The sequence below is a fragment of the Rhodonellum psychrophilum GCM71 = DSM 17998 genome (assembly GCF_000381545.1).
Taxonomy (GTDB): Bacteria; Bacteroidota; Bacteroidia; order Cytophagales; family Cyclobacteriaceae; genus Rhodonellum; species Rhodonellum psychrophilum.
In genome coordinates this window covers 149,663-174,336 of sequence record NZ_KB906680.1, presented here as the reverse complement: position 1 = coordinate 174,336, position 24,674 = coordinate 149,663, and the positions used below count along the sequence as shown (strand labels likewise).

Annotated in this window: 24 protein-coding genes and 1 tRNA gene; 11 read left to right on the top strand and 14 right to left on the bottom strand. The window is 41.7% G+C overall.

Features of this window, described 5'->3' with window-relative positions; all coding sequences use genetic code 11:
* The first annotated feature begins 200 nt into the window (after window positions 1-200).
* Entirely contained in the window at window positions 201-1,763 is a 1,563-nt protein-coding gene (locus F824_RS0113675; protein WP_026333707.1) for a peptide MFS transporter, read from the top strand.
* A 59-nt stretch (window positions 1,764-1,822) separates the two neighbouring features.
* Here F824_RS0113675 and F824_RS27735 read toward each other — a convergent pair whose 3' ends face one another.
* From F824_RS27735 to F824_RS0113645, 5 genes are all read right to left on the bottom strand, one after another.
* Window positions 1,823-1,975: a hypothetical protein gene (locus tag F824_RS27735; protein WP_019598472.1), complete on the bottom strand. Its 153-nt coding sequence runs from the start codon at window positions 1,973-1,975 to the stop codon at window positions 1,823-1,825.
* Between the two features lie 124 nt (window positions 1,976-2,099).
* Window positions 2,100-2,369, bottom strand: a complete 270-nt coding sequence (locus F824_RS0113660) for a hypothetical protein (protein ID WP_236613222.1) — start codon at window positions 2,367-2,369, stop codon at window positions 2,100-2,102.
* Window positions 2,370-2,378: 9 nt separating this feature from the next.
* Window positions 2,379-2,888, bottom strand: coding sequence for a hypothetical protein (locus F824_RS0113655; protein WP_019598469.1), 510 nt, complete (start codon window positions 2,886-2,888; stop codon window positions 2,379-2,381).
* Between the two features lie 117 nt (window positions 2,889-3,005).
* Window positions 3,006-3,362: a response regulator gene (locus F824_RS0113650; protein WP_019598468.1), complete on the bottom strand. Its 357-nt coding sequence runs from the start codon at window positions 3,360-3,362 to the stop codon at window positions 3,006-3,008.
* Window positions 3,363-3,555: 193 nt separating this feature from the next.
* The gene (locus F824_RS0113645) at window positions 3,556-4,143 is read right to left on the bottom strand and encodes a DUF4136 domain-containing protein (RefSeq protein WP_019598467.1); all 588 of its coding nucleotides are present in this window, start codon (window positions 4,141-4,143) and stop codon (window positions 3,556-3,558) included.
* Window positions 4,144-4,353: 210 nt separating this feature from the next.
* On the opposite strand from F824_RS0113645, the gene F824_RS0113640 reads away from it, so the two are divergent.
* Window positions 4,354-5,262, top strand: coding sequence for a DUF3078 domain-containing protein (locus tag F824_RS0113640; RefSeq protein ID WP_019598466.1), 909 nt, complete (start codon window positions 4,354-4,356; stop codon window positions 5,260-5,262).
* Between the two features lie 130 nt (window positions 5,263-5,392).
* On the opposite strand, the gene F824_RS0113635 is transcribed toward F824_RS0113640, so the two are convergent.
* The 3 genes from F824_RS0113635 to sucC form a co-directional block, all read right to left on the bottom strand.
* Entirely contained in the window at window positions 5,393-6,232 is an 840-nt protein-coding gene (locus F824_RS0113635; RefSeq protein ID WP_019598465.1) for a universal stress protein, read from the bottom strand.
* Window positions 6,233-6,395: 163 nt separating this feature from the next.
* A tRNA-Arg gene (locus tag F824_RS0113630) sits at window positions 6,396-6,469 on the bottom strand.
* A gap of 38 nt (window positions 6,470-6,507) precedes the next feature.
* On the bottom strand, window positions 6,508-7,734 hold the full coding sequence (sucC, locus tag F824_RS0113625; protein ID WP_019598464.1) for an ADP-forming succinate--CoA ligase subunit beta: 1,227 nt from the start codon (window positions 7,732-7,734) through the stop codon (window positions 6,508-6,510).
* Between the two features lie 137 nt (window positions 7,735-7,871).
* Here sucC and F824_RS0113620 point away from each other — a divergent pair, with 137 nt between their 5' ends.
* Complete coding sequence (locus F824_RS0113620) at window positions 7,872-8,555, top strand: ABC transporter ATP-binding protein (RefSeq protein WP_019598463.1); 684 nt, start codon at window positions 7,872-7,874, stop codon at window positions 8,553-8,555.
* 344 nt (window positions 8,556-8,899) lie between these two features.
* Here F824_RS0113620 and F824_RS0113615 read toward each other — a convergent pair whose 3' ends face one another.
* A complete protein-coding gene (locus F824_RS0113615) occupies window positions 8,900-9,346 on the bottom strand; it encodes a peroxiredoxin (protein ID WP_019598462.1) in 447 nt (148 codons plus the stop codon).
* 193 nt (window positions 9,347-9,539) lie between these two features.
* Here F824_RS0113615 and F824_RS0113610 point away from each other — a divergent pair, with 193 nt between their 5' ends.
* The 7 genes from F824_RS0113610 to F824_RS0113580 all read left to right on the top strand — a co-directional run bounded on the left by F824_RS0113610 (window position 9,540) and on the right by F824_RS0113580 (window position 17,021).
* On the top strand, window positions 9,540-10,346 hold the full coding sequence (locus F824_RS0113610) for a DMT family transporter (protein ID WP_019598461.1): 807 nt from the start codon (window positions 9,540-9,542) through the stop codon (window positions 10,344-10,346).
* A 228-nt stretch (window positions 10,347-10,574) separates the two neighbouring features.
* The gene (locus tag F824_RS0113605; RefSeq protein ID WP_019598460.1) at window positions 10,575-12,056 is read left to right on the top strand and encodes a nicotinate phosphoribosyltransferase; all 1,482 of its coding nucleotides are present in this window, start codon (window positions 10,575-10,577) and stop codon (window positions 12,054-12,056) included.
* Window positions 12,046-12,966 (top strand): ribose-phosphate diphosphokinase, encoded by a 921-nt coding sequence (locus F824_RS0113600; RefSeq protein ID WP_019598459.1) that lies wholly within the window; start codon window positions 12,046-12,048, stop codon window positions 12,964-12,966. The genes F824_RS0113605 and F824_RS0113600 overlap by 11 nt, the downstream gene beginning before the upstream one ends.
* A 133-nt stretch (window positions 12,967-13,099) precedes the next feature.
* Window positions 13,100-13,714, top strand: a complete 615-nt coding sequence (gene pncA / locus F824_RS0113595; RefSeq protein WP_019598458.1) for a bifunctional nicotinamidase/pyrazinamidase — start codon at window positions 13,100-13,102, stop codon at window positions 13,712-13,714.
* Between the two features lie 85 nt (window positions 13,715-13,799).
* The gene (locus F824_RS0113590) at window positions 13,800-14,570 is read left to right on the top strand and encodes a DUF2490 domain-containing protein (RefSeq protein WP_019598457.1); all 771 of its coding nucleotides are present in this window, start codon (window positions 13,800-13,802) and stop codon (window positions 14,568-14,570) included.
* A 23-nt stretch (window positions 14,571-14,593) separates the two neighbouring features.
* A complete protein-coding gene (locus tag F824_RS0113585; protein WP_019598456.1) occupies window positions 14,594-15,325 on the top strand; it encodes a J domain-containing protein in 732 nt (243 codons plus the stop codon).
* A 322-nt stretch (window positions 15,326-15,647) separates the two neighbouring features.
* Window positions 15,648-17,021 carry a transglutaminase-like domain-containing protein gene (locus tag F824_RS0113580; protein WP_033405365.1) on the top strand — a complete coding sequence of 458 codons (1,374 nt, stop codon included), beginning with the start codon at window positions 15,648-15,650 and terminating at the stop codon, window positions 17,019-17,021.
* 134 nt (window positions 17,022-17,155) lie between these two features.
* Here F824_RS0113580 and F824_RS25915 read toward each other — a convergent pair whose 3' ends face one another.
* The 5 genes from F824_RS25915 to F824_RS0113545 form a co-directional block, all read right to left on the bottom strand.
* Window positions 17,156-17,383, bottom strand: a complete 228-nt coding sequence (locus F824_RS25915) for a hypothetical protein (RefSeq protein ID WP_019598454.1) — start codon at window positions 17,381-17,383, stop codon at window positions 17,156-17,158.
* Between the two features lie 714 nt (window positions 17,384-18,097).
* On the bottom strand, window positions 18,098-19,498 hold the full coding sequence (locus F824_RS0113565) for an aldehyde dehydrogenase family protein (protein WP_019598452.1): 1,401 nt from the start codon (window positions 19,496-19,498) through the stop codon (window positions 18,098-18,100).
* On the bottom strand, window positions 19,495-21,135 hold the full coding sequence (locus F824_RS0113560; protein ID WP_019598451.1) for an acetolactate synthase large subunit: 1,641 nt from the start codon (window positions 21,133-21,135) through the stop codon (window positions 19,495-19,497). The genes F824_RS0113565 and F824_RS0113560 overlap by 4 nt, the downstream gene beginning before the upstream one ends.
* Before the next feature lie 194 nt (window positions 21,136-21,329).
* Window positions 21,330-22,400, bottom strand: coding sequence for a zinc-binding metallopeptidase family protein (locus tag F824_RS0113555; RefSeq protein WP_019598450.1), 1,071 nt, complete (start codon window positions 22,398-22,400; stop codon window positions 21,330-21,332).
* A gap of 400 nt (window positions 22,401-22,800) precedes the next feature.
* Complete coding sequence (locus F824_RS0113545; RefSeq protein ID WP_019598448.1) at window positions 22,801-23,634, bottom strand: fumarylacetoacetate hydrolase family protein; 834 nt, start codon at window positions 23,632-23,634, stop codon at window positions 22,801-22,803.
* A gap of 89 nt (window positions 23,635-23,723) precedes the next feature.
* Between F824_RS0113545 and ygiD the strand changes: the two genes are divergently transcribed.
* Entirely contained in the window at window positions 23,724-24,578 is an 855-nt protein-coding gene (gene ygiD, locus F824_RS0113540; protein ID WP_031327187.1) for a 4,5-DOPA-extradiol-dioxygenase, read from the top strand.
* The last annotated feature ends 96 nt before the right edge of the window (window positions 24,579-24,674 follow it).

The following is a 24,674-nucleotide window of genomic DNA, read 5'->3' as shown; positions in this document are numbered from 1 at the left end:
CTAATTAAATATAGCTATTGGACTTGTAGTTTTTGGCTGGAAAACAAAGACTGTTCGATTTTTAATCAGTTTGGTTTCCCTTTGGGCCAATTCGATACCAATTGTAGCAAGAAATGAAAAAATCTCTTATCATTGTAATTCATTCGTATCTACCACCCATTAACTTTAATTATACTTTGGAAAATATCCCAGATAATGCCATGAAATCCGTAGGAGAGGATCTCTTCCTAGGTCCTACGATATTTGGTCATCCCAAGGGGTTGATGACGCTCTTTTTCACAGAAATGTGGGAGAGGTTCAGTTATTATGGGATGCGTGCCCTTTTGATCTTGTTCATGACCACAGCCATTGTGGATGGAGGTTTGGGATTTGACGACAAAACCTCCGGGGCTATCTATGGTCTTTACACTATGGGGGTTTATTTGTTGGCATTACCGGGAGGCTGGTTTGCCGATCGGCTTTTTGGACTGAAGAAATCTGTGTGGTACGGTGGAATTATCATTGCCTTGGGCCATTTTACCATGGCACTTCCTGGATTGGTCAATTTGATCGGGGATGGTTCGGAAGTAAAGGAAAGTCTTTCTTCTTTTGATACCAACACCTTTTTCATGGGATTGATCCTTATTGTTTTGGGAACAGGATTGCTGAAACCCAATATCAGTTCTGTAGTTGGGCAGTTGTATCCTGCGGGAAGTTCAAAAAGAGACGCAGGGTTCTCCATCTTTTATATGGGGATCAATATTGGCGCTTTGATAGCCCCGATTGCTTGCAGCACCTTGGCGATCTACGATTGGCATTTGGGTTTTGGCTTGGCTGGATTGGGAATGGTCATCGGCCTGATCCAATACAGATTTACAAGTAAATTCCTGGAGGGTTATGGTGAGGATATTGCCTTCAAAACCGACGAGGAAATTGGGGATAGAAAAAAGTTGATAAAAATCCTGTTGATCATCGGTGCAGTAGTATTATTTGTTTTGTCCCTGCTCTTTATGGGTATCATTCCGATCAATGTCAGTGATTTGGCAAATGCTTCTGGGACAATTATAGCCATCGTGGCATTCGTTTACTTGGGATATGTGATTCTTTTCGGGGGATTGAATGCTGATGAAAGGAAAAAAGTGATGGTGATCGCCATCCTCTTCCTATTTTCAGCTTTGTTTTGGTCAGGTTTTGAGCAAGCGGGATCCACCCTCAATCTATTTGCAGAACGATTTACGGATAGATCCTTATTGGGATGGGAAATCCCAGCGGGATATTTTCAATCTGTCAATTCCATGTTCATCATAATTTTTGCACCTGTATTTGGTGCGATGTGGGTATGGCTTGGAAGAAGAAATTTAGAACCAAGTTCCCCTTTGAAATTTGCAATGGGCTTGTTGCTTTTGGGCATTGGTTTCTTTGTGATGTATTTTGCCGCTAAAATTGCGGCGTCAGGGGATTTGGCTGCTCCCACCTGGTTGATCTTTACTTATATGCTTCACACCTTCGGTGAGCTGAGTCTTAGTCCAGTTGGATTGAGTTTGGTCACCAAACTTGCCCCTGCAAAATATGGAGGGCAAATGATGGGGATTTGGTTCCTTTCGGTTTCACTTGGAAATTTGATTGCTGGAATCATCGCCGGTGAGGCAAGCGGGGGGACTGAGGAAGCTTTGGCACAGATGCCAGACCAATACATGATGATCATTTACACGGCAATAGGAGCTGGTGTGGTTTTGCTCCTGCTCAGCAAGCCCATTAGAAAATTGATGGGAAATGTCCATTAGAAAAAAAAAGAGAGGACTTTTAAAGTCCTCTCTTTTTTTTTCTAAATTAACGAATGAACTTAGTGATTTTTCTTGTCATCCTCTTTTTTGAAAAGGCTTTTTCGGGCATCCATTGCCGAAAGTCCAGCGCCCACACCGATCAAGATACAAACGATTAAAAGGAACAATTGTGCACCTGGTGCGATTGGGGAATTAAAAATCTGTAATAGCATGATATATGGGATTAAATGAATTGCTTAATTTTTTCGAAAGATAATACAGAAGGTTTGTTGCTCAAAGAAAGATCCAAAAAAAGGCAGAAGGAAATGCCATTCCATCTGCCTTTGTTTTTCTGACTCAGTCAATTTCGTCGTCAAGGTCTTCGAAATCCTCATCTTCGAAGTCTTCAAGGTCGTCGTCGTCGTCGTCGTCAAAATCTACAAAATGGTCGTCGAGAAGCTCACTGTCATCGTCCAAGTCATATGCCTCGTCTTTAAATTGCTCAGCAAACTCATCTTCCTCTTCTTCTACGAAATCATCTAATTCCTCTTCAAAATCCTCCATGGTGTGAACGTTGGTTAATGATGCAAATATATTAATTGCATTGATTTTCACTAAACACTTCAAAATATTTTTTTACACCAAGATCAGCGCTTTCTTTTTGCCATTTGGATTTTGATCAGGCAGGAAATGGTTCTTGATCTCCAATTGGATTTGTTGACTATCCAGCCATTCCTTTTCAAGAATTCCTGTCCAAGTTTCGAGATATAGAATTACATCTTCTTTCCTGTTTTTAAGAAGGTTATTCCTTTCTTCAAAGGGAATTTCTTTGAGGATTTTTGGGTCGGAAAGCCTTTCCAAATGCTTCAATTCATCGAGGGTCAATCCAGCTTCCAACATTTTATCGATCATCAAATCCATCGGATATCCACTGGTGGGGCAATAATCGATCAACTGTTCGTTCCAATCACCCATCCTTTGCATGGCAAAGCGATGGATTTCAGCTTTGCTCAATTGAGTGATTTCCTGTGCAAGGTTTCCGCAGTTGCAAGCCCCCATGTGGCCCCATTGATAGGGTGCCCCATTTTTCAGTTTTACGATCGTTTTTCTGAATGCTTTGATGAGATCAAGATTGTTTTTTGCCATTTCACTTCAATTGTTGTTCTATCAATATAACCATAAAATGGCATTCAGGTTTTAGAAATGCATAAAAAAAAGGCTCTATCAATGACGGAACCTTTTAAAATTTATGATTAAGAAGATTTATTTAAAAATGGTTTTGATATATTTTTTGATCAGTGGTTTTGATAAATATTTTTTGACCAAGGAGTAATTTGAAGCTTTATTGATGTCTCTTTCATCGACGGAACTGCTCAGGATATAAACTTCCGGCTTATAGGTTTTGGGCTCAAATTCTTCCAAAAAATCCCAACCTGTCATTTCCGGCATGTTTAAATCCAAAAAAAGGTAGTTTGGACTAATACTGGAAATATCCTTGAGTGCTTCTATGGCACTTTGGAATTTAAAAATTGTACAGGGCACCTTTATGTTGTTGAAAATAAGCTTTTCAGTAATAAAGGTACTTATGGGATCATCGTCGATTAATACTATCCGAACCATCAAGATGCAAAATACATGTTTTGAAATGCAAAATTATTAATACAAAAATAACGGAATAGTTTTGAATTGCAACATGGCTTTGATATTAATTTTTATTAAAACCAATTATTTTTTTTTCTAAAATTAAAACAAGCATTTCGTGAGAAAGGGATAGACCCTATTTTGATAAAATTCTCCGGATAGGACTTGATATTTACTTATCTCTTAATTCCGGAAGGTAGGTGTCAAGATGCTCTTGGTATGTTTTCACTATCTGAGAGACTGATTTGGATAGTCTTTTCCTTTTTTCCTTTGGGCTGTTGCTTTCGCTCACAGCGGTGAGCCGCATTAGGATTTTATCTTCCTTTGGATCTATATAATCCACGATCAATTGGATCAACTCATAATCCTTTGTGGTGACGGTGTTGAATCGATTGTTCATTCTCGGATCAAACATCCATGGGTCCCAAACCCTCCATCCCCACATTGGATACCTGTTTTGGTATATCTCTTTTTGTCTAAGATCTTCATTTGAGGCATATCGGATGACCAAGTCGGGATTGGTTCTCTCATATTTCATGCCGATGGCTTCCAGTTGCTCCTGTAAGTCGTGGGAAACCTGGGCATCCAAAAGGTCATCGTCAAATCCCTTCATGCCAATTTCTTTATTGATCAGTACAAAACTGGTGTAGGCTTTATAAGGTGCGATTTCCGTATTTTCCTTGAATATTTCGATGGAGCTGCATCCCATGCAAACGAAAATGATCAGTGCAAAATAAGGATTCAATAGATTGATTTTCATTGTGATTTCGGTTTGTCTTCTTATCTAACGCTTGAAATTGAATTTCGGATCAATGTGCTGTAATTTATAGATTTTATTGGTATCGGGATTAGGTAATTTTTCTGTAAGGCTATTTTCAATTATAAAACACAAAATGAAAGCTTATATTTTTTCTTCAAATTGTTTATTATTTTATTTGTGTATACTTTCTAAACTTAAATTTTCGGAATCATGAAAAATTCAATTTTAATCTTATTCTTTGGACTGTTGGGTTATGCTTCTCAAGCGCAGGACGTTATTGAAGCTGTTCCCAGTCCTGTGACGGCATTAAAAGACACAACTTATTGGAACTCAGAAATCAGCGCTGGGCTCAATTTCAATCAGGCAGCCTTCAGTGGAAACTGGAAATCAGGTGGGGTTAATTCCGTGGCGTTCGGCTCCATCATTTCAGGAAAAGCCAATTATGCCAAGGAGAAGATTTCTTGGGACAATGACCTGGAGTTTCTATTTGGGATTGTGAAAAATGAAGGACAAGGTACAAGGAAGGCGGCGGATAGGATTTTCTTGGATTCAAAGTTGGGATACAAAATCTCAGACCATTGGGGATATTTTACAGCGGTCAATTTTATTTCCCAGTTCGCTGATGGGTTCGAGTATGGAGACAACGGCAATGATTTGCTGATCTCAAGTTTTCTTGCCCCAGGTTTTTTGACAGCTTCATTGGGTCTGGAATACAAGCCCAATGATGAGTTTGCGCTGAGATTGTCTCCTTTTTCCCCAAGATTAACCTTTGTGACCAATACTGAAATCATCAACAACGTTCCAAATAATTATGGTGTTGATCCTGGAAAGAAGGTCAGGGGCGAATTACTCGCATTCTTGGTTTATGCCACTTGGAAAAAGCAAATCAGTGAGAATTTCACGATCAATTCCAGGTATCAGATGTTTGGGAATTATGAAACGCTTTCTTTCAAGAATATCGATCACCGACTGGATGTGACTTTGGTGGCAAAAATCACCAGTTTTATTGATGTGACTTTTACCAGTATCAATCTCTATGACATTGATATGGATCCGGGGATCCAATATAGTCAGGCCCTGGCATTGGGTGTGTTGTACAAGATCAGCAATAAAAAATAAAGGAAAATCTCCTCAGATACAATAATTATACTGTTTTTTGGATTTATCTGATTTATTTGTTTTATTGGGATAGTTAAATAATAGTTGGTTTAGTTTTCATACAAAGAGCGGGAGAGATTCTCCTGCTTTTTTATTTATTCTGGATCTTTATACTTATTATAGGTAAATCGCTCATTGTGATCAAATTTTCCGTGATACTAGGGGAAAAATATTGCATGAGATCGGATCTCCCATGTGTGATGATGGCGATGGCATCTGCACTTACTTTTTCCGAAAATTGGATTATCCCACGCTCTTCTTTGAAAGCATCTTGTATATGTATGTCATGCTGGTAACTGCTGAATGTGGAAAGGAAGGATTCACCAATCTTCAGGATGTCATTGGTTTCCATGAAATAAGTAGGCGTGTTTACAAACAAGATCTTCAATTTTAACTTTAAAAATTCTGCAAGTCTTTCCAAATCCGAAAACGATGGTCCTGATTCTTCCTTGAAATTTGTGGAGATGATAAGAGTATCCAAATCCAATTTAGTATTGGCCTCTTTGACGATAATGACAGGGACTTTGGCTTTTCTGATCATGCCGTAGGTATTGGTGCCAAGAATATGTTCTCTGAAACCATATTGCCCATGGGAACCCATGACGACCAAATTTGCGTTTTCGGATTCGACAAATTTTTCAATTCTTTCTTTCCCGTCGCTGTAAATGAGTAATTTTTTTGCGGTCAATCCCTCCGCATTTGCTTTCTTGATGAGTTCTTTGAGGTTTTCTTTTGCCTCGGAAATCTTTGATTTCGTGTCAGGGAAAAGGAGTTCCTGCTCCTTGGTAAGTTTTGACCAATTGACCGGAGTGATCATGGTGTGAAGGAAAATCAATTCGGATTCTGTTTTCTTGGCCAAATGAAATGCATAGGTAACAGCAGCGTTGGCGCAATCCGAGAAATCTGTGGGAACCAGTATCTTTTTGTTCATGATCGAAAAATTAAGAATTATAAAAATAACCATTATAAAGTTAATTTTAATCTGGGAATATCACAAGATTTGGCAATATTTAAAAAGTGATTAAAATCAGAAAAATCCACAATAAAAAAATGAGCTTAAATAACAAAAGCCTCCTAGTTATGGGAGGCTTTTGTGCGCGCGGAAGGATTCGAACCCTCAACCCTCAGAGCCGAAATCTGATATTCTATCCAGTTGAACTACGCACGCAGGATGCTGCTTGGTGACAAGTCAGCATTCAATGGGAATTATTTTTCTGATGGAACTAGAATTGCGGCTTTCACCTTCTCCGCTGCTTCTTTCAAAGTGATGGCAGAAGATACTTTCAATCCGGATTCATCTATGATTTTTGCACCTTCCTCAGCATTGGTTCCTTGAAGTCTTACGATAATCGGAACTTTAATGTCACCGATCGTTTTGTAAGCTTCCACTACGCCGTTAGCGATTCTGTCACATCTTACGATACCACCAAAAACGTTGATCAAAATAGCTTTCACATTTGGATCTTGAAGGATGATACGGAAGCCAGCTTCTACTGTTGTTGCATTGGCCCCGCCACCTACGTCTAGGAAGTTGGCAGGCTCACCGCCGGAAAGCTTGATCATGTCCATGGTAGCCATGGCCAAACCTGCTCCATTGACCATACAGCCAACGTTTCCATCCAATTTGACATAGTTCAAACCGTATTTGTCGGCTTCAACTTCCAAAGGATCTTCTTCTTCGAAATCCCTTAGGATGGCAAGGTGTTTATGTTTGAAAAGCGCATTGTCATCAAGATTAACCTTTGCATCGACAGCAAGGATTTTATCATCTGATGTTTTCAATACTGGATTGATCTCAAATTGAGAAGAATCGGTTGCAATGTAAGCCTCATATAAGGAGGTGATGAATTTCACCATACCCTTGAAAGCAGTTCCTTCAAGCCCAAGTTTGAAAGCCAACTTTCTTGCCTGGAATCCTTGAAGACCTACCTTTGGGTCGATCCATTCTTTGATTATTTTTTCTGGATGGTTTTCAGCCACCTCTTCAATGTCCATTCCTCCTTCGGTAGATGCCATGATTACATTGCAACCTTTGGCTCTGTCCAAAAGGATGGACAAATAATATTCTTTTGGCTCGGATGCTCCTGGATAGTACACATCTTGCGCGATCAATATCTTATTTACTTTTTTGCCTTCAGGACCAGTTTGGTGTGTGACCAAGGTTCCTCCTAGGATGTTTTTGGCTTTCTCCATTACTTCGTCCAAACCTCTGGCCAAGACCACACCGTTTGAACCCGTACTCTGAATCTTACCTTTACCACGTCCACCGGCATGAATCTGTGCTTTGATTACATACCAAGAGGTACCCGTTTCCGCATTCAGTTTTTTGGCCGCTTCTAGTGCCGCTTCAGGGGTATCGGCAACTATGCCCTCCTGGATGGCGACCCCATAACTCTTTAAAACTTCCTTTGCTTGATATTCGTGTATATTCATTCTTGTGATAATTTTTGCCCGAAGTTAAGCGCTTACAATTGATTTTCAAATTAACCTATGCTCTTTTTGGGAAATTTGTGGCATTTTTGAGGTAAATTAAGAAAGTAATTTAAATTTCGGATCAATAAATTTCTTCCATGTTAAGCGCAAAAGGAATACATAAAAATTATGGGGATCTTCATGTCCTTAAGGGCGTGGATGTTACCATCCAATCTGGGGAAGTGGTGTCGATCGTGGGAGCATCCGGTGCCGGCAAAAGCACTTTGCTTCATATTCTTGGTACTTTAGACCAAGCTGACGAAGGAGACGTGGAAGTTGGCGGTGCCTTGATTTCTAAATTGAAGGGGGACAAGCTGGCCGAATTCAGGAACAAGGAAATCGGTTTTATTTTTCAATTTCATAACCTGCTCCCTGAATTTACAGCTGAGGAAAACATCATGATCCCTGGTTTGATCGCTGGAACTCCCGAAAAGAAATTGAAGGAACGCGCAAAGGAATTGGCCGAACTTCTTGGCTTCGGATCCAGGTTGGATCACAAACCGTCACAGTTGTCAGGAGGTGAGCAGCAAAGAGTCGCCGTGGCGAGGGCATTGATCAATGATCCCAAAATAATTTTTGCCGATGAGCCGAGTGGCAACTTGGATTCCCACAATGCGCAGTCTTTACATGAGTTGTTTTTTGAATTGAGGAAGAAATTCGGGCAATCATTCGTCATTGTGACGCACAATCAGGACTTGGCACAAATGGCCGACAGGATGCTCACCATGCACGATGGCAAAATCCTGAGTGAAGTGCGAAATCCCAAATTGCCATCCCAATAGGGACATGCTGATCTTTATCTATTGCATTCGGAACATGCTTGATGAGAGCAGTTTAAATTGGTGACAATGTTGCTTTCAAAATCATCGACGTAACAGATTTGAATATTTAACTTTTTCGAATTTATTCAACCTGAAATAGGCATACCTTAGGGGGTTAAACTGCAAGAAAATCAAACTATTTGGACAATAGGGCGAGGCACCGAAAGGGTGGAATCAAAAATAGTTGACAACTTATTGATCATTGATAATTAAAGGCCCGAATTGCCTTTGTAATCCACAATACATGCTCAAAGGGAAAACCTGTTGAAGGAATTGAGTCTTTTCTATGAAATGGAAAAGAGATTTTACTTTAGCAACTTCAGCATTTCGTCGACGTGTTTTTTGGAGGCAAACAGATCAGAAAATGCGCCCTGAACCTTGTGGTCTTTGTCCAGAAAATAGGTGACCCTTTTTGGCATGCCCAAAATAGGGATGGAGGCGTCATATGCTTTGCATACATTTCCCTTGGCATCGGACAAAAGTTCAAAAGGAAGTTTGTTCTCTTTTTTGAATCGCAAATGCGTGGGGATGCTGTCTCGGCTGATCCCCAAAACCGGGATATCCAAGTCCCGGAAAGCCGAAAACTGATCACGGAAATCACAAGCTTCCGCAGTACATACCTTGGTGAAATCTTTGGGGTAGAAATAGATGATGCAACTTTTTCCCTTGCAGTCCTTTTCCAAGTTAAAATCTTTTCCGGAAGTGGATGGGAGTGTAAAATTCGGTGCTTTTTGTCCTATTTTAAGTGGCATAAAGGAAACTTTATTTAGATTGTTTTTGGAAAATGTGAGTGGAATGAATCTCCATTTGAAAAGACAATAAAGATTACACAATTGTTTACCTCAAATTTGCGACTCAAATGAACCAATTGGATTTTATAATCCTTTTTCCATTAGTTTTCTGTATAATCCATCCCAAGTTTTGAGCAAAAAAAGTATCCAGCACATGCTGATCGCAGGTGTTCTTTTCGCCTTTATGAATGTTTCAGTGAAACTGATTCCTCATATCCCGGCGCTTGAAATCATTCTTTTTAGATCGGTGTTCAGTTTGATACTGACTTATTTTTTCCTCAAATCAAAAAATATTCCCGTCTTGGGAAACAACAAAAAACTTTTGATCCTCAGAGGCATTGCAGGTTCGGTAGGATTGATGGCGTTCTTTTACACGCTACAGACCATCCCTCTGGCAAGTGCCGTGACGATCAATTTTCTCGCCCCGATATTCACCACGATTTTGGGGATTTTCATCGTCAAGGAAAAAGTCGCTTCCCGCCGTTTCATTTATTTTGCGATCTCTTTCGTAGGAGTGGTCATCATTCAGGGCTTTGATCCGAGGATTGCGATAACGGATTTGCTGATCGGTCTTACCGCGGCTTTTGCGATGGGGATCGCCTATAACATCATCCGGAAACTCAAGACCACTGAAGATCCGCTGGTGATCATGTTTTATTTCCCTTTGATCACCATTCCCATTGCCTCCGTGATCAGCTTATTTGTTTGGGTGCAGCCCCAAGGCTGGGATTGGGTGATTCTTTTGGCCATTGGGCTTTTGACCCAATTTGCCCAATACTTCATGACCATGGCCTACCAAAACGCCAATTTGTCCAAAGTGGCAAGTTTGAGCTACATTGGAATTATCTATGCCCTCGGGTTTGGCTTTGTTTTCTTTGGCGAGACCCACAACTTATACACCTATTTGGGGATGATTTTGGTTTTGGCTGGGGTGATTTTGAACATCACTTCTAAAAAGTAAATCCAGATTCATCTTTTTGAACCCCATTCACATCAATAAGACCGATCAATTATGGGGTAGCCTTTCCTTTTACCAGCCAAAGCCTAAAGATGAACCATTGCTTGAACGCTCATTCTTATTTTTTTAATTTGTTGTTTTAAAGACCCGAATTCCACAGAGATCATTAATTTCGTGAATCGGTAGCTTTATTGGGTTTAGTCTGAAAAATTATAAATTCATTTCTCGAACATGAAAATCACAAAAGACCTCTATCAAGGCTCATTGGCCCTTCTGACGGATTTTTACCAATTGACAATGGCCTATGCTTATTGGAAGTCGGGAAAGGCAGAGGAAACAGCAGTTTTCAATTTATTTTTTCGAAAAAACCCATTCCATGGGGGATATACCTTGGCCGCAGGCTTGGATTACGTCATTGACTATTGCAGGAATTTTGCTTTTGACGAGAGGGATTTGGGGTATTTGCGGGAAATGAAAAACAAGGATGGTTCCCCGACATTTGAAACTGCTTTTTTGGAGTATCTCCAAAACATGAAATTTTCCTGTGACATTGATGCCGTCGAAGAAGGTACGGTAGTGTTCCCGCATTCGCCCATCATCAAGGTGACGGGGCCATTGTTGCAATGTCAATTGCTTGAAACTCCCCTTTTGAATATCATCAATTTTCAGACACTGATCGCCACCAAGGCCTCCCGGATTGTCTTTGCGGCAAAAGGGGACGCTGTGCTGGAATTTGGTTTGAGAAGGGCGCAGGGAATTGACGGGGCTTTGGCTGCCAGCCGTGCCTCCTATATCGGAGGATGCTCGGCAACAAGCAATGTGATGGCGGGAAAATTATTTGATATTCCAGTTTCGGGCACACATGCCCACAGTTGGATCATGGCCTTCAGTACCGAAATCGCCGCATTTGAGGCCTATGCAGCAGCTTTCCCTGACAAATGCGTATTTCTTGTCGACACTTACGACACGGTCAATGGGATCAAAAATGCCATTCAAGTGGGGAAGCAGTTGAGGGAAACAGGAAATGAAATGGAAGGGGTGAGGATAGACTCTGGTGATCTGGCCTACTTCAGCAATGTTGCACGCAAAATGCTGGATGAAGCGGGTTTTCCAAATGCCAAAGTTGTTGCAAGCAACGATCTCGATGAGCACATCATTGCCTCCTTGAAATCCCAAGAAGCCACGATTGACACCTGGGGTATTGGAACCAAATTGGTGACAGCCTATGACCAGCCAGCGCTTGGGGCAGTCTATAAACTTGCCGCCATCAAGTCAGAAGATGGCCAATGGGAGCCCAAAATAAAGATCTCTCAACAAACCATCAAAATTAATATTCCAGGAAACCAACAGGTCATTCGGTATTCCAAACACGATAAAGTGGTGGCGGACATGATATGCCTGGAGGGGGAAGATATTGACAAGGAAACTTTTGTCATTATCGATCCGGTGGATCCGACCAAAAGAAAGAAAATCTTTACCAAGGGAATGGACCAGGAAATTTTGCTGAAGCCTATTTTCAGGAATGGTGAAATGATTTACAAAATACCCGATATCCACACCATCCGAGAAAGAGCGAAGACAAACCTTTCCCATTTCGATAAGGCGCACAAAAGATTGGTAAATCCACACACCTATCCAGTTGGATTGGAAGAATCCCTGTATCAGTTAAGGACTGACTTGGTATTTAAAATGAAGAACTACAATGGAGAATAAAAAAATCATATTCAGTATTCAATCTTACCGCTATTTAAGAGATGAAGTCTTGTTGTTGGGCGACTTTGAAAAAGGGGAAATAGAGGTTAAGTTATTTCCCGATGGCGAGCGGTACCAAAGAATCCAGACGGATGTCAGCGGCAGGGATGTGGTCTTGATCGGAGGAACCGTGGCAGATACCGATACCTTAGAAATTTATGACCTTGCTTACGCCTTGATTAAATATGGCGCAAAATCCATCTTTCTGGTCTTCCCTTATTTCGGCTATTCCACCATGGAAAGAGCAGTAAAAAAGGGGGAGGTGGTCACCGCAAAATCCAGGGCAGTGATATTTTCATCCCTTCCGAGAACCAGCTTGGGGAACCATTTCATATTTTTTGACCTGCATTCGGAAGGAATTCCACATTACTTTGAAGGGCAGGCATTGATCAGCCATGTGTATTGCAAACCAATCATCACCAAAATCGCCAAGGAGTTAGCCACCGACGGTTTTGTGATGGCCTGTACCGATGCAGGAAGGGCCAAATGGGTCGAATCATTGGCCAATGATATGGGCGTAAATGCAGCTTTCGTATTTAAAAGAAGGCTTTCGGGTGACAAAACCGAAGTAACCAGCATCAGTGCAGACGTAGAAGGCAAAGATGTGGTGATCTACGATGACATGGTCAGAACAGGTGGTTCCCTGATCAATGCAGCCAGAGCCTACAAACAAGCTGGAGCCAACAAAATCTTCACCATCACCACCCATGGCTTGTTCAGCAACGATGCCTTGGAGAAAATCATGGGTTCTGGCTTGATCGAGAAAGTAGTGGCGACCAACTCCCATCCCAACAGCCATTTTTCTACCAATCCGGATTTGCAGGTAGAAACGATAGCGCCCTTGATCATTGCGCAGCTCAATCAACTTTGAGAAAGGAAGTAGTGAGGGGGTTCGGAAGAATTGCCAGACCAACAATGAAGCCTGATGAAGGAATTGTTTTGAGATTATTCAAAACTCTTCCTCGTTAAAAACAGTACCTATAGAAACCAAAAAAACCCAAACTATGAAAGCATTGCTAATTGTAGATGTCCAAAATGATTTCATTCCAGGAGGAGCATTGGCGGTGTCTGGTGGTGATGAAATCGTTTCGATCATCAATGAAATCCAGGAGAAATTCGACTTTATTGTTGCTACCCAAGACTGGCATCCCGCCGATCATGGCAGTTTTGCTTCCAATCATCCAATGAAATCTGTAGGTGAATTCATTGATCTCAGGGGAATCAACCAGATTCTATGGCCCGAACACTGTGTGCAGGGAAGCCAAGGTGCGGATTTTCATCCCGATTTGAATAGGGACAAATGGAAGGCTGTATTCCAAAAAGGAACCGACCAGAGTGTGGACAGTTACAGCGGCTTTTTTGACAACAATAAAGCAGGTGATACGGGATTGAGCAGCTTCTTGAAAAAAAACAGAATCAATGAAATAAGCGTCTGTGGCTTGGCAACGGACTATTGTGTCAAGTTCACGGTATTGGACGGGCTGGCTGAAGGTTTTAAAATGCAGCTTATTGTGGATGCGACCAAGGCGGTGAATATACAAGAAGGAGATTTCGAACGGGCAATCGAAGAAATGGAAAATGCCGGAGCAGTGGTCCTGCAATCAAGCCAATTTCAATAGCCAATTGGCAGCGTGAAGCACTTTGGATCGCGCTATCACATCAATAAATCCCAAAGCGGGTATTCCGCTGACCTATTTTAAACCTATGAAAATCGTGAAAATCAATTCCTTTATCATTTTGTTGGCCCTTTTCTTCATGGGTTTGTCTGTACAGGCGCAAAACAACCGCTTGCATGATTACAATCCAGTCGGCTGGTATGCTTTCTTTGCCAATTACAAGTTGGATGATAAATGGAGCCTGCATGGCGAATTTCAATGGAGGAGAGAAGGATTTTTTCCAGATCCTCAACAGAATCTTTACAGGGTAGGGGTGAATTATGCGATCCATAAACAGGTGGTTTTTAGGCTGGGCTATGCTTTTGCGGATACCTATTTCTACGGAAATATCCCTATTCAAGCCTCCGCAAAGATTTTCCCTGAACACAGGACTTACCAAATGGTCACGATCAGCAATCCGATTGGAAGAGTAGCCTTGTCGCACCGGTTCATGCTGGAACAGCGCTGGGTGGGAAGATATGTCAATCCAAATCTGAGCAAAGTGGACGATTATAATTTTGTCAACAGGATCCGTTATATGGCCAGAATCCAAATTCCACTGGTCGGGCCGACATTGGAGGACAAGGAACCTTATTTGGCAGCATACGATGAAGTGATGATTGGATTCGGGAAATATGTGAATCAGAATATTTTTGACCAAAACCGAATAGGATTGTTGGCTGGCTATCAATTCAGTAAAAGTCTTAGAATTGAAGGCGGATATCTCAATCAAACGGCTCAATTTGGTCGATTGATTGATGGGAAAAGCGTTTTTCAGCACAATACGGGATTTATAGTCAACACCTATTTTTCATTTTAGGATTTTCCTTATCCGAAAGCAGAATGGAGAGAATACCAGACAAAATCAATCTTGAGGAAAAAGATCCTATACCAATCCTTCAGCAGGAGATCCTTCAACTCGAATCCTTGCTGGAAACGCTTAAAAATGAATTGAGGAGTTTTGAGCATGTCATTCATAGTCAATTGGATAGAGCAATCGCCAGAATGTCTGAATTGAATAACTTGTACAAGACACAGAAAAATGCCAAAAAAGCCAAAAGGCTGGAACAAAAGAAAAGAGGAAAAAACTACCAAGAGCCAACAGGATTAATAACGAACAGGAATTCTTTTGGAATAGAAACAGCATTGGAATTGTCCGATAAGGAAGAGTTAAGACGACTGTACAAAGAAGCAGTCGTGCAGGTACATCCCGATAAAATAGCCCATGGAGGGGAGGAAGGCAAAATCCAGGATGCTACGGCATTGACCGCCCAACTCAATGGGATCTACAAAAGAGGGGATCTTGAAGAATTGATTTATTTTTACCAAAACGTGATTCTGGGAAACCTTTCGACCGGATCGACCCCGCATCCAAAAGCGGATAGCAAGCAAAGGATTTCTTCGCTGATAAAGAAAAAAGAAGTATTGGAAACAGAAGTCGCCCAACTTCAAAACTCCTTTATCTATCAAGTCCTTAAAACCTACAAGGATCCACTTACATTCATTGATGAGCTCCGGATCCAGTTTCAGGAAAGAATCAAACAGCTTGAAAAAAGGACGAGAAATTCGAAATAATGTTTTCTAAAAAGAGGAATTTCAAAATGCCGGTGATAACGACTTAGAATTGGAGAAAGGATTTCAAAATCAGATGGTTTGCTTCCTAACTTCCCCCGTCCAATGTAATAGCGTGCAGCTTTGTGGTATTTATGTCAGCCCACCACAGTCACTTCAGTGCATCTTGTGCACTTCAGAGGAGATGCTTTTGGACAAATCTTTCATGGGTGATCAGTTGCTAATGAACGTATCAATCAAACACGAGAAATGATTACCTTTAGAATATGAAATTAATGTGTCTTTCTGAATGGAGAAAGGAATTGACGGAGTAATAAGAACGAAAATGAAAAATTACCTTGATAGAACAAACTTTTGTTTAATTGCTTTTGGACTGTTGCTGGGGCTTTCAGGATGTGATTCTGGAGGGAGAGTTGAAGAAAAGAAAATAGTTGAACATGTTGCTAAATTGGCTCCAAAGGTTGCCATATCTGAAATTGAAGCTGGAATCAAAGCTTTTATTGACAAGGAAACAGCCTTGAATGATGGTTATTTTCTGGTTAAAGACGCTGAGAAAACGCTGCGTTTGAAGCTGGTGCGTGTACATACTGAATACCTTTCTAATTTGGGGCCGAGCAGATATTTTGCCTGCGTTGATCTTGCTGACGAAAAAGGTGATGTGTATGATGTGGATTTCTTTTTGGAAGGGGAGCCTGGGGCCATGAAGGTTACAGAAACTTCTCTCCACAAACTTAACGGTAAACCGTTTTATACCTGGAAGCAGGTTGTGGACAAGACTTGGCGTAAAATCCCTGTAGAAAAAGCCACATCTGACCTTTTAGGTGTTGTGGAAGTGGAGGATGAATTTGAGTTTTATTATCAGAGCGAATTACCGGAAATCACCGAATGGGCAAAAATGTGGATACCCATAGCCAAGACAGATACCTACCAAACTGTTGAGTTGATATCCATGAAAGCACCCGGCAAACAAAGAATACTAGCCGATAAAGATTTTAACAACAATATTCTTTACTTGGAACTAGGTCCTGAACACAGCGGTCAAAATCTGGAAATAATTTACAAGGTTAATCGCAAAGAAAAAGGCCCTTATGATGCCCAGATGCCTGTGCACGAAAGATATTTGAGTTCAAATCTTTTAATGCCTGTTGGAGGCCGTTTTCTAGAAATAGCCAATGAAGCAATTGGCGAAAAACGGAATGAAAGCAAACTGATGCAGGCACGGGCGCTTTACGATTATATTATTGACAACATGCGGTACATGAAGTTCGGCAAATATGGAAGTGGGGATTCGGATTTTGCCTGTGACTCCAAAACAGGAAACTGTACTGAATTCCATTCCTATTTTATTTCTCTGGCAAGATCGGTCGATATTCCAGCCCGTTTTTCCATTGGGGCTTCTGTTCCTTCTGACAGAAATGATGGAGGAATTGATGGGTATCACTGTTGGGCGGAATTTTATGCTGAGGGAAAATGGTGGCCGGTGGATATCAGCGAAGGGAATAAATACACAGCCCTTGCCACCTATTATTTCGGAAGACACCCCGCAAACAGGATCGAGTTGAGTCAGGGACGAGATATTGTTGTTCAGCCCGGGCCGGCATCTGGACCGATAAATTTTTTGGCCATGCCAATTTTAGAAATTGGAGGGAAGACTGCCTATCCAAAAACCAAATTTTCCTTTACAAGAAAAGCAGAGTAAGCAGTCAAAAAAATATCCGAAGACCTATAAATATCGATTTTAGGTCTTCGGATATTTTAATAAACTGTTGGATTAAATATTAACCTAATCCAGCAATCAAATTGTTTTCATTTGTGACTTGATTCCAGCTTTCCTTAATTTTTTGGATGTTCTCCACCTGTTGATTCAGCAGGATGTTCTGTGGAATCAGCAGGATGTTCCGCCTCTTCGGGATGCTCACCTGCATTTTCAGGTTGCTCAATTTTTTCGGTACCTTCCGATTCAGTCTTTTTGTTTCCACAGGAACTTAAAGAGGCAGAAAAAAGGAAGCCAAAAGCAGCTAATGTAAGAGCGATGGTTTTAAATTTCTTTAGTAAAATCATGATTGATTGTTTTAATGTTAGAAAATGAATTTAAAAAAGCGCATTTTTATCAACCAAAATTAGTACAATTTATGAGGTTGACACTGATTAAAGGCTATTTTTTTAACTCCAATTAACTTAAAAAAATAATTGTTTCAATCAATAAAGGCAATATTGAACCATTACTTTATGTCCAAAAAAATGGTCTGTTACAAAAAACTGAAAATCAAAGCTGAGAAAACAGAGGGTTCCCCGGATTGATAATTGCTTTAGCTTTTTTACAATTGTTCCAAATTACTTAAATAATTGGACTGGTTTTGTTGCCTAAACTTGTCCAGATTTAAAGCAGAAAGAGCAAAATATATAGATATTTTCACATGTTTTTTCTTCGTAATAGTCAGTAATTATTCACTAATGTTTTATAGAATGGGACATTGAAGCTATTGAGGTTCTACGACCACGGTATTCCTGTATTTGGAAAATGATTTCGTTTTAGCTTTTCTAATTGCGCCAAATTCAAGAATTGAGTTTTTTTGAATCAAAAGGTGCCTGCTCTAAAAAGTGTATTTGACAACCGGAAGTCATTTACCTCCCTATCAATTGCCATGGGCTTGATGATAATATGCATGCCGTTTTAAAATAAAAAATAGAGGTGAAGTGACTCCCAAATCCTGAAGAGATTATTAACCTCGACCGGATAAAAGCGTCACTTCACCTTTTTTCAAAAATTCAATTTTACAAGACCTTACTCTTGATGACCATCAATTTCACTCTTGTCATTTCATGGATGGAGTAGGGGATTCCTCCCAAACCTTCGCCAGAGGCATCTCTTCCGCCAAATGGCATCCAATCCACCCGAAATGCGGTGTGGTCATTGACCATAACTGCCGTTGCATTGAGTTTTTTGACAGTGTCCAAAGCGATGTCCAAGTCCTTGGTAAATACTGCTGCTTGAAAATGCAAATCCAGACGATTTGCTTCTTCGATGGCTTGTTCCCTGTCCTTGAATGGGTAAACACAGACCACCGGCCCAAAAATCTCTTCCCTGGAGACTTTCGCGTCTTGAGAAGGATTCCACAATACAGTCGGGGCATAAAGCGTATCGGAGATTCTTTTTCCACCGCAAAGCACTTTGGCGCCACTTTTCACTGCTTCCTCCACCCATTCTTCCACACGATCCACTTCTTTGGGTACAATCAGTGGACCGACCTCTGTTTTTTCATCCAGAGGATCTCCAACAACTAGCTTTTTGGCCATTTCTGCAATACTATTGGCGATGTTCTCCGCAATGGATTCGTGGACAAATATTTTCTGGACGGATACACAAACCTGTCCAGCATGATAAAATCCGCCTTTCACCAACAAGGGAAGCATTTCTTTGACGTCCGCGTCTTTTTCCACAATGACGGGTGCCGCACCACCATGTTCCAAGGCAGATCGGGTGCCGGGAGATAGTTTGGATTTCAGGTACCAACCAATTTTGGCCGAACCGATAAACGAAAGAAAGTTTATCCTTTTGTCCGTGACCATGAATTCCGAGGTTTCATTGTCACAAATGACAGTTTGCACCCAACCTTTGGGCACACCAGCCGCTCCCAGGATGTCCATGAAAGCCAGGCAGGAAAGCGGAGTGGTAGATGCAGGTTTGATGATCACGGGACAGCCGGCGGCAAATGCGGTGACCGTCTGATGAATGACCAGGTTTAAAGGATGGTTGAAAGCGGATATCGAAGCCACCACACCGATTGGCTCCCTTGTGGTGAAGGCAATGCGGTTGATTGACGCTTCCGTTTGTCCCATTGGAATTTGCTCTCCCTTGATTCTGGAAATTTCTTCGGCAGCGATTTTCACGCCGTTGATGGCGCGGATCACCTCCACTTTGGAATCCTGATAGGGTTTTCCGCCTTCCTGAGCCGCTGTTTTGGTCAAGCTATCGATTTGATCCTTCATCAATGCCGCTACTTTTTCCAGGATGGAAATCCTTTTGTGTGCGGGAATCCATTTGCTTCGGTCCAAAAATAAGCCATTGGCTGTTTCCAATACTTTTTCCACTTCCTTTTTTCCCACCATCGGGATTTCTTTGATCAAGCTTTGGTCAAAGGGGGCATATATCTTCAAGGTTTTCTTTTCGCTCATAATTTCTGTGTTTTTTGTTTTAACATCACATTCAGAATGGGGTGGTTTAAGGAATAATCAACAGGGAGATCGATCACATGTACGCCATCGGTTTCCAAACAGTGTCTCAGGATTTCCTGAAAATCCCCGTCGTTTGCAGGGCGATAGCCATTGGCACCATAACTTTCTGCATATTTCACAAAATCAGGGTTTTTGTAGTCCAAGCCAAAATCATCAAAGCCCATGTCTTCCTGTTTCCATTTGATCATTCCAAAAGCATTGTCATTGAGAATGATCACGGTCAGGTTGAGTTTTAGCCGGATGGCCGTTTCCAATTCCTGAGAATTCATCATAAAACCACCATCCCCACATACGGCCACCACTTTTTTATCAGGATGAATCATGTTGACTGCCATAGCAGAAGGCAATCCCGCACCCATCGATGCCAATGCATTGTCGAGCAGGAGCGTGTTGGGTTGGTAGCAAGTGTAATTTCTGGCAAACCAAAGTTTGTAAACGCCATTGTCCAAGGTAATGATGTCCTGTGGTGCCAGACTTTCGCGAAGGAGATTGACCAGGCGCTGCGGAAGCATCGGGAATCTTTCATCCTTGAAATAAGTACTCAGGTGTTGGGCAACTTCTTTTTTGACTTTTTCAAAAAAGCTGAAATCCCAATTTTGCTGTTTGGCGATTCTTTGGGAAAGTTTTTTGACGGTGGGCGTGATGTCACCCACGACATTGAGCTGTGGAAAATAAACAGGGTCTACGCCAGCGGGGGAGAAATTGACGTGAATCACTTTTTTCCCTCCTTTTTTCATGAAAAAAGGAGGTTTCTCGATCACATCATGTCCCACATTGATGATCAGGTCGGCCTGGTCGATTGCGGTATGGATAAAATCATTGCTGGAAAGGGCGGCAGTTCCAAGGTATTGGGCATGCCTTTCGTCAATCACTCCCTTTCCCATTTGCGTGGTGAAAAAATAGATCCCTGTGGTATCCACAAATTCCCGTAATGCTTCGCAAGTGATCTTTCTATTGGCACCTGCACCGATAAGCAACAAGGGCATCTTTGCATCCTGGATCATCTTGACAGCCTGATCGATGGCAATGTCATCCGCTTTTGGGATAATGTGCCCCACTACTTCAAAAACATCCGGTTCACAATCTTCTTGGGCAATATCTTCCGGCAATTCCAAGTGGACAGCCCCCGGTCTCTCCTCGATGGCCAATCTAAATGCTTCCCTAACGCTGGAGGCGATATTGTTGCTGTTGACGATTTGTTTGGTGAATTTGGTGATTGGACGCATCAGGTCCACCACGTCTATGATCTGAAAACTCGCTTGTTTGCTTTTTTTGATTGGCTTTTGGCCGGTGATCATCATCATCGGCATGGCACCAAGTTGGGCGTATGCTGCCGGAGTTACGAGATTGGTGGCACCAGGTCCCAAGGTGGAAAGGCAAACTCCGGCTTTACCCGTCAACCTGCCGTAAGTGGCTGCCATAAATCCAGCGCCTTGCTCGTGGCGGGTAAGGATCAATTTGATTTTTGAATTTTTAAGGGATTGAAGAAAATCCAGATTTTCCTCTCCAGGTACCCCGAAAATATATTCTACACCCTCATTTTCAAGGGCTTTTATAAAAAGATCGGATGCTTTCATTGAGAGATTTATTTAGTTTTGAAAAATGATTTCAGCTTAACAACCCAATTTTAAAGGCTTAGAGTTCGGTGATTTGTATTTTTATTTAGGATATATAGGATGGAATTGAGATTTGAAGCCCATTTATTCATCCTGAAAACAAATATCTGTGCGTTATGAACCCTTTGGTTTTGGCTCTTGGATTTCGTTTTTTTTCAACCAATGATTTCTTTTCCATGAATGATATTGTGAATGAACCTTAACTTTTCCTTCACCGAAGAATTGATCACAAAGGGATAGACATCCTTTGCGCCCATGCTCCTGTTCATGCTGTTCATCATAAATGTTACGGGCAACCATTGGTTGAAAATCTTGTCAAAATCCAAAGTGTCGTAAGCATTTGATTCCTGCTTGGTGGAGAGGTAATCCCCGGGTTTTGAAATTCTGGGAGAAATGGACAGTCCAAAAGAAAAGGCCGTTTCCAGGGTGTCTACCATGTGCATGTAATGCGCCCAACTCTCCGCCCAGTCTTCCCAAGGATGCATGGTGGCATATGGACTGATGAAGTGTTCATTCCAGTCATTTGGCGCTCCAGTTTGGTAATGTCTGTTCAAGGCTTCCTGATAACTTGTGGTTTCATCCCCAAAGAGCTTCCTGAATTCACTCAAATGATCCGTCCCATAAATAAGGAGGTCCCAATAGTAATGTCCGACTTCATGGCGAAAATGTCCCAAAACGGTTCGATATACTTCCTCCATCTGGTTTTTGGCCATTTCCCTTTCGACGTCATCTGCTTCGGCAATGTTCATGGTGATCAGTCCGCTGGCGTGTCCAGTCAGCACCTGGTTTCCTATTTCTCTTCCATCATTGGATTTGAACGCAAAGGCAAGGCCTTTTTTAGGATCTGTTTTCTTACTGATCACTGGGAGTTTCCATCTCAAAAGACTGTAGATCAATCTGCGCTTTGCGGCTTCAATGATTTTCCATCTTTCCAGATGGTCAGGTTTCAAGATATCGGGAACGGTACTGTTCAGTGCGCAGGAAATACAATATTTGGCGGGATCATCATCCAGGATGACCCAGTTGCACACATTGTGTTCGTGGTTGGCACAAAAATGAAAACCTCTCCCATACATCGATCCAGTAAAAATGCCGTCATCATGGGCATGCAGAGAAATCATTTTTAAGGATTGCGCATCAAAACCCAAGGTGTTGCCACAATGCCCACAAAAGGTATTGTCGAAATAAACCGGATAAGCACAATGATTGCATTTGAATAGGCGCATTTTTTAGGACAATTGGGGGAAGGGAATCTTTTAAGGATAGTAAATCAGCAATAATTCAGCCTTAAATTTTATTTTTAACAATGGGCAGCACTCTTTTTGAATGGATTTTTTGAAATGTTGATTCAGATAAAAACCATACAGGTTGATGGTATTCAGAACTTTATCCATAAATGAAATAGTTTTCAAGTCTATCCAGTTTTTGACTTTGATCAACCAAGCTCAGGCCTTACCAATTGCACAAGGGCAAGGAAAAGGTTCATATTCAGAAAGTTGCTTTCTGTTTTTGAATCCCCAGATCGATCCTAAACTCTATTCTCCAAATAATCTGATTTTCTTGCAGTTTAAACTCGATTAGGAAGACCAAAGTAATTTTGGGTTAAATCGGCATTGAAATTCTCCGTCACTGTTTCATTTTTACATGATTTGTCAAGGTACCAATCTGGTCGATGGTGATGGAAATGCTATCCTCTTCTTGCAAGGTGAACCCATCCTCCGGAACCAAGCAAGTTCCCGTCATCAGGTAAACGCCCACGGGGAAATGCATTTCCCTGAAAAGAAATTCGATCAATTCCCCATGTCCGCGCTTCATTTGATTGATGGAAATCTGGCCGGAAAAAACCTCTTGGTTGTCTCTGTGGATCTTCATGGAAATGATGGTGTCTGAATCAATGGGTAAAGCAGGAACGTAAAGTCCAGGGCCGATTGCCGCCGAACGGTCATAGCATTTTGCCTGCGGCAAGTAGAGCGGGTTTTCACCTTCTATATCTCTTGAGCTCATGTCATTGCCAATCGTATATCCCACGATCTGACCCGATGAGGTCGCGTAAAGTGTGAGTTCGGGTTCTGGTACGTTCCATTGGGAATCCTTGCGGATGTGGACCGCCTGCTCGGGTCCGGCAACACGGAAATGGGTGGATTTGAAAAACAGTTCTGGCCTTTCTGCTTCATATACTTTGGAATAAAAAACCGCAGCTCCGCTTTCCTTGGATTCTTCCATTCTCGCTTCTCGGCTTCTCATATAGGTGACACCTGCAGCCCAGATTTCCTGCGTCCCTATCGGAGCCAAAATGTCTTTTCCATCCCAAATCACTTTTTCCAAATCTTCCAACTCATCCAAAACCAGTTGGTGAAGATTGTCGCGATTGACAAAATCATTCCAAGGGGTATTTTCCTTTAAGTAATGACCGGAATCTGTTTCGACGAGTATGCCTTCGGAAGTCTTATAAAGCCGCATGGAATAGGTTTTTTGGTTTTGGGATTTGGTTTCTTCTAGAATTATTTAACAAGTTAAGTTGTTTGTTTAAAATCCAAAAGAATATCAAAATGATTTACAATTTACAGGGATTAAGCAAATGGTCTGACACCCAAAAATCCGTAGAACCTATGCCGGTGCTGTTTATTGGCCACGGTTCACCTATGAACGGGATTGAGGACAACCTTTTTTCCCAGCAGTGGAAAAAATTGGGTCAAAAATTCCCAATACCGGCCGCTGTCCTTGTCATATCAGCCCATTGGTTGACAAGGGGAACTTGGATCACGGCCATGGAACAGCCTAAAACAATACATGATTTTGGTGGATTTCCGAAAGCACTTTTTGATGTCACCTATCCAGCTCCTGGAAATCCGGAATTGGCTGAATATACGTCCAAGTTGGTTTCCCACAGCCATGTCGGTTTGGATCATGACTGGGGATTGGACCATGGTACCTGGACAGTCGTCCGGCACATGTATCCGGAGGCCAATATTCCTGTCCTGCAATTGAGCATTGATTATGCCCAATCACCCGAATTCCATTATCGGCTAGCCAAAGATTTGGCTCAGCTCCGCAAAAAAGGAGTGTTGATTATTGGAAGCGGAAACATGGTGCACAACCTTGGAAAGGTGGCTTGGGACAAAATAAATGAACCGGAATACGGCTTTGACTGGGCTTTGGAGATGAATTCCATTTTCAAGGAAAAAATCAGTTCCAAGGACCATCAATCCCTGGTCGATTATATGCATTTGGGGCCGGCGGCAAGATTGGCCATCCCAACCCCAGACCATTATTACCCCCTTTTATACAGTCTGGGGCTGCAAGGTGAGAAAGAAGAGGTTGCTTTCTTCAACGACAAAGCCGTTGGCGGATCCCTGACAATGACCTCTGTGATGATCGGCGGGGAACATGATTTTGTGATTTAGGTTAGGCGGAAACAAAAGCTGTGTTTCATGTCGGATTCAACCCGTTTTATGCATTGCCAATTCAATTCTAGCCTAAAAATGCTTCTTAATCAGTCG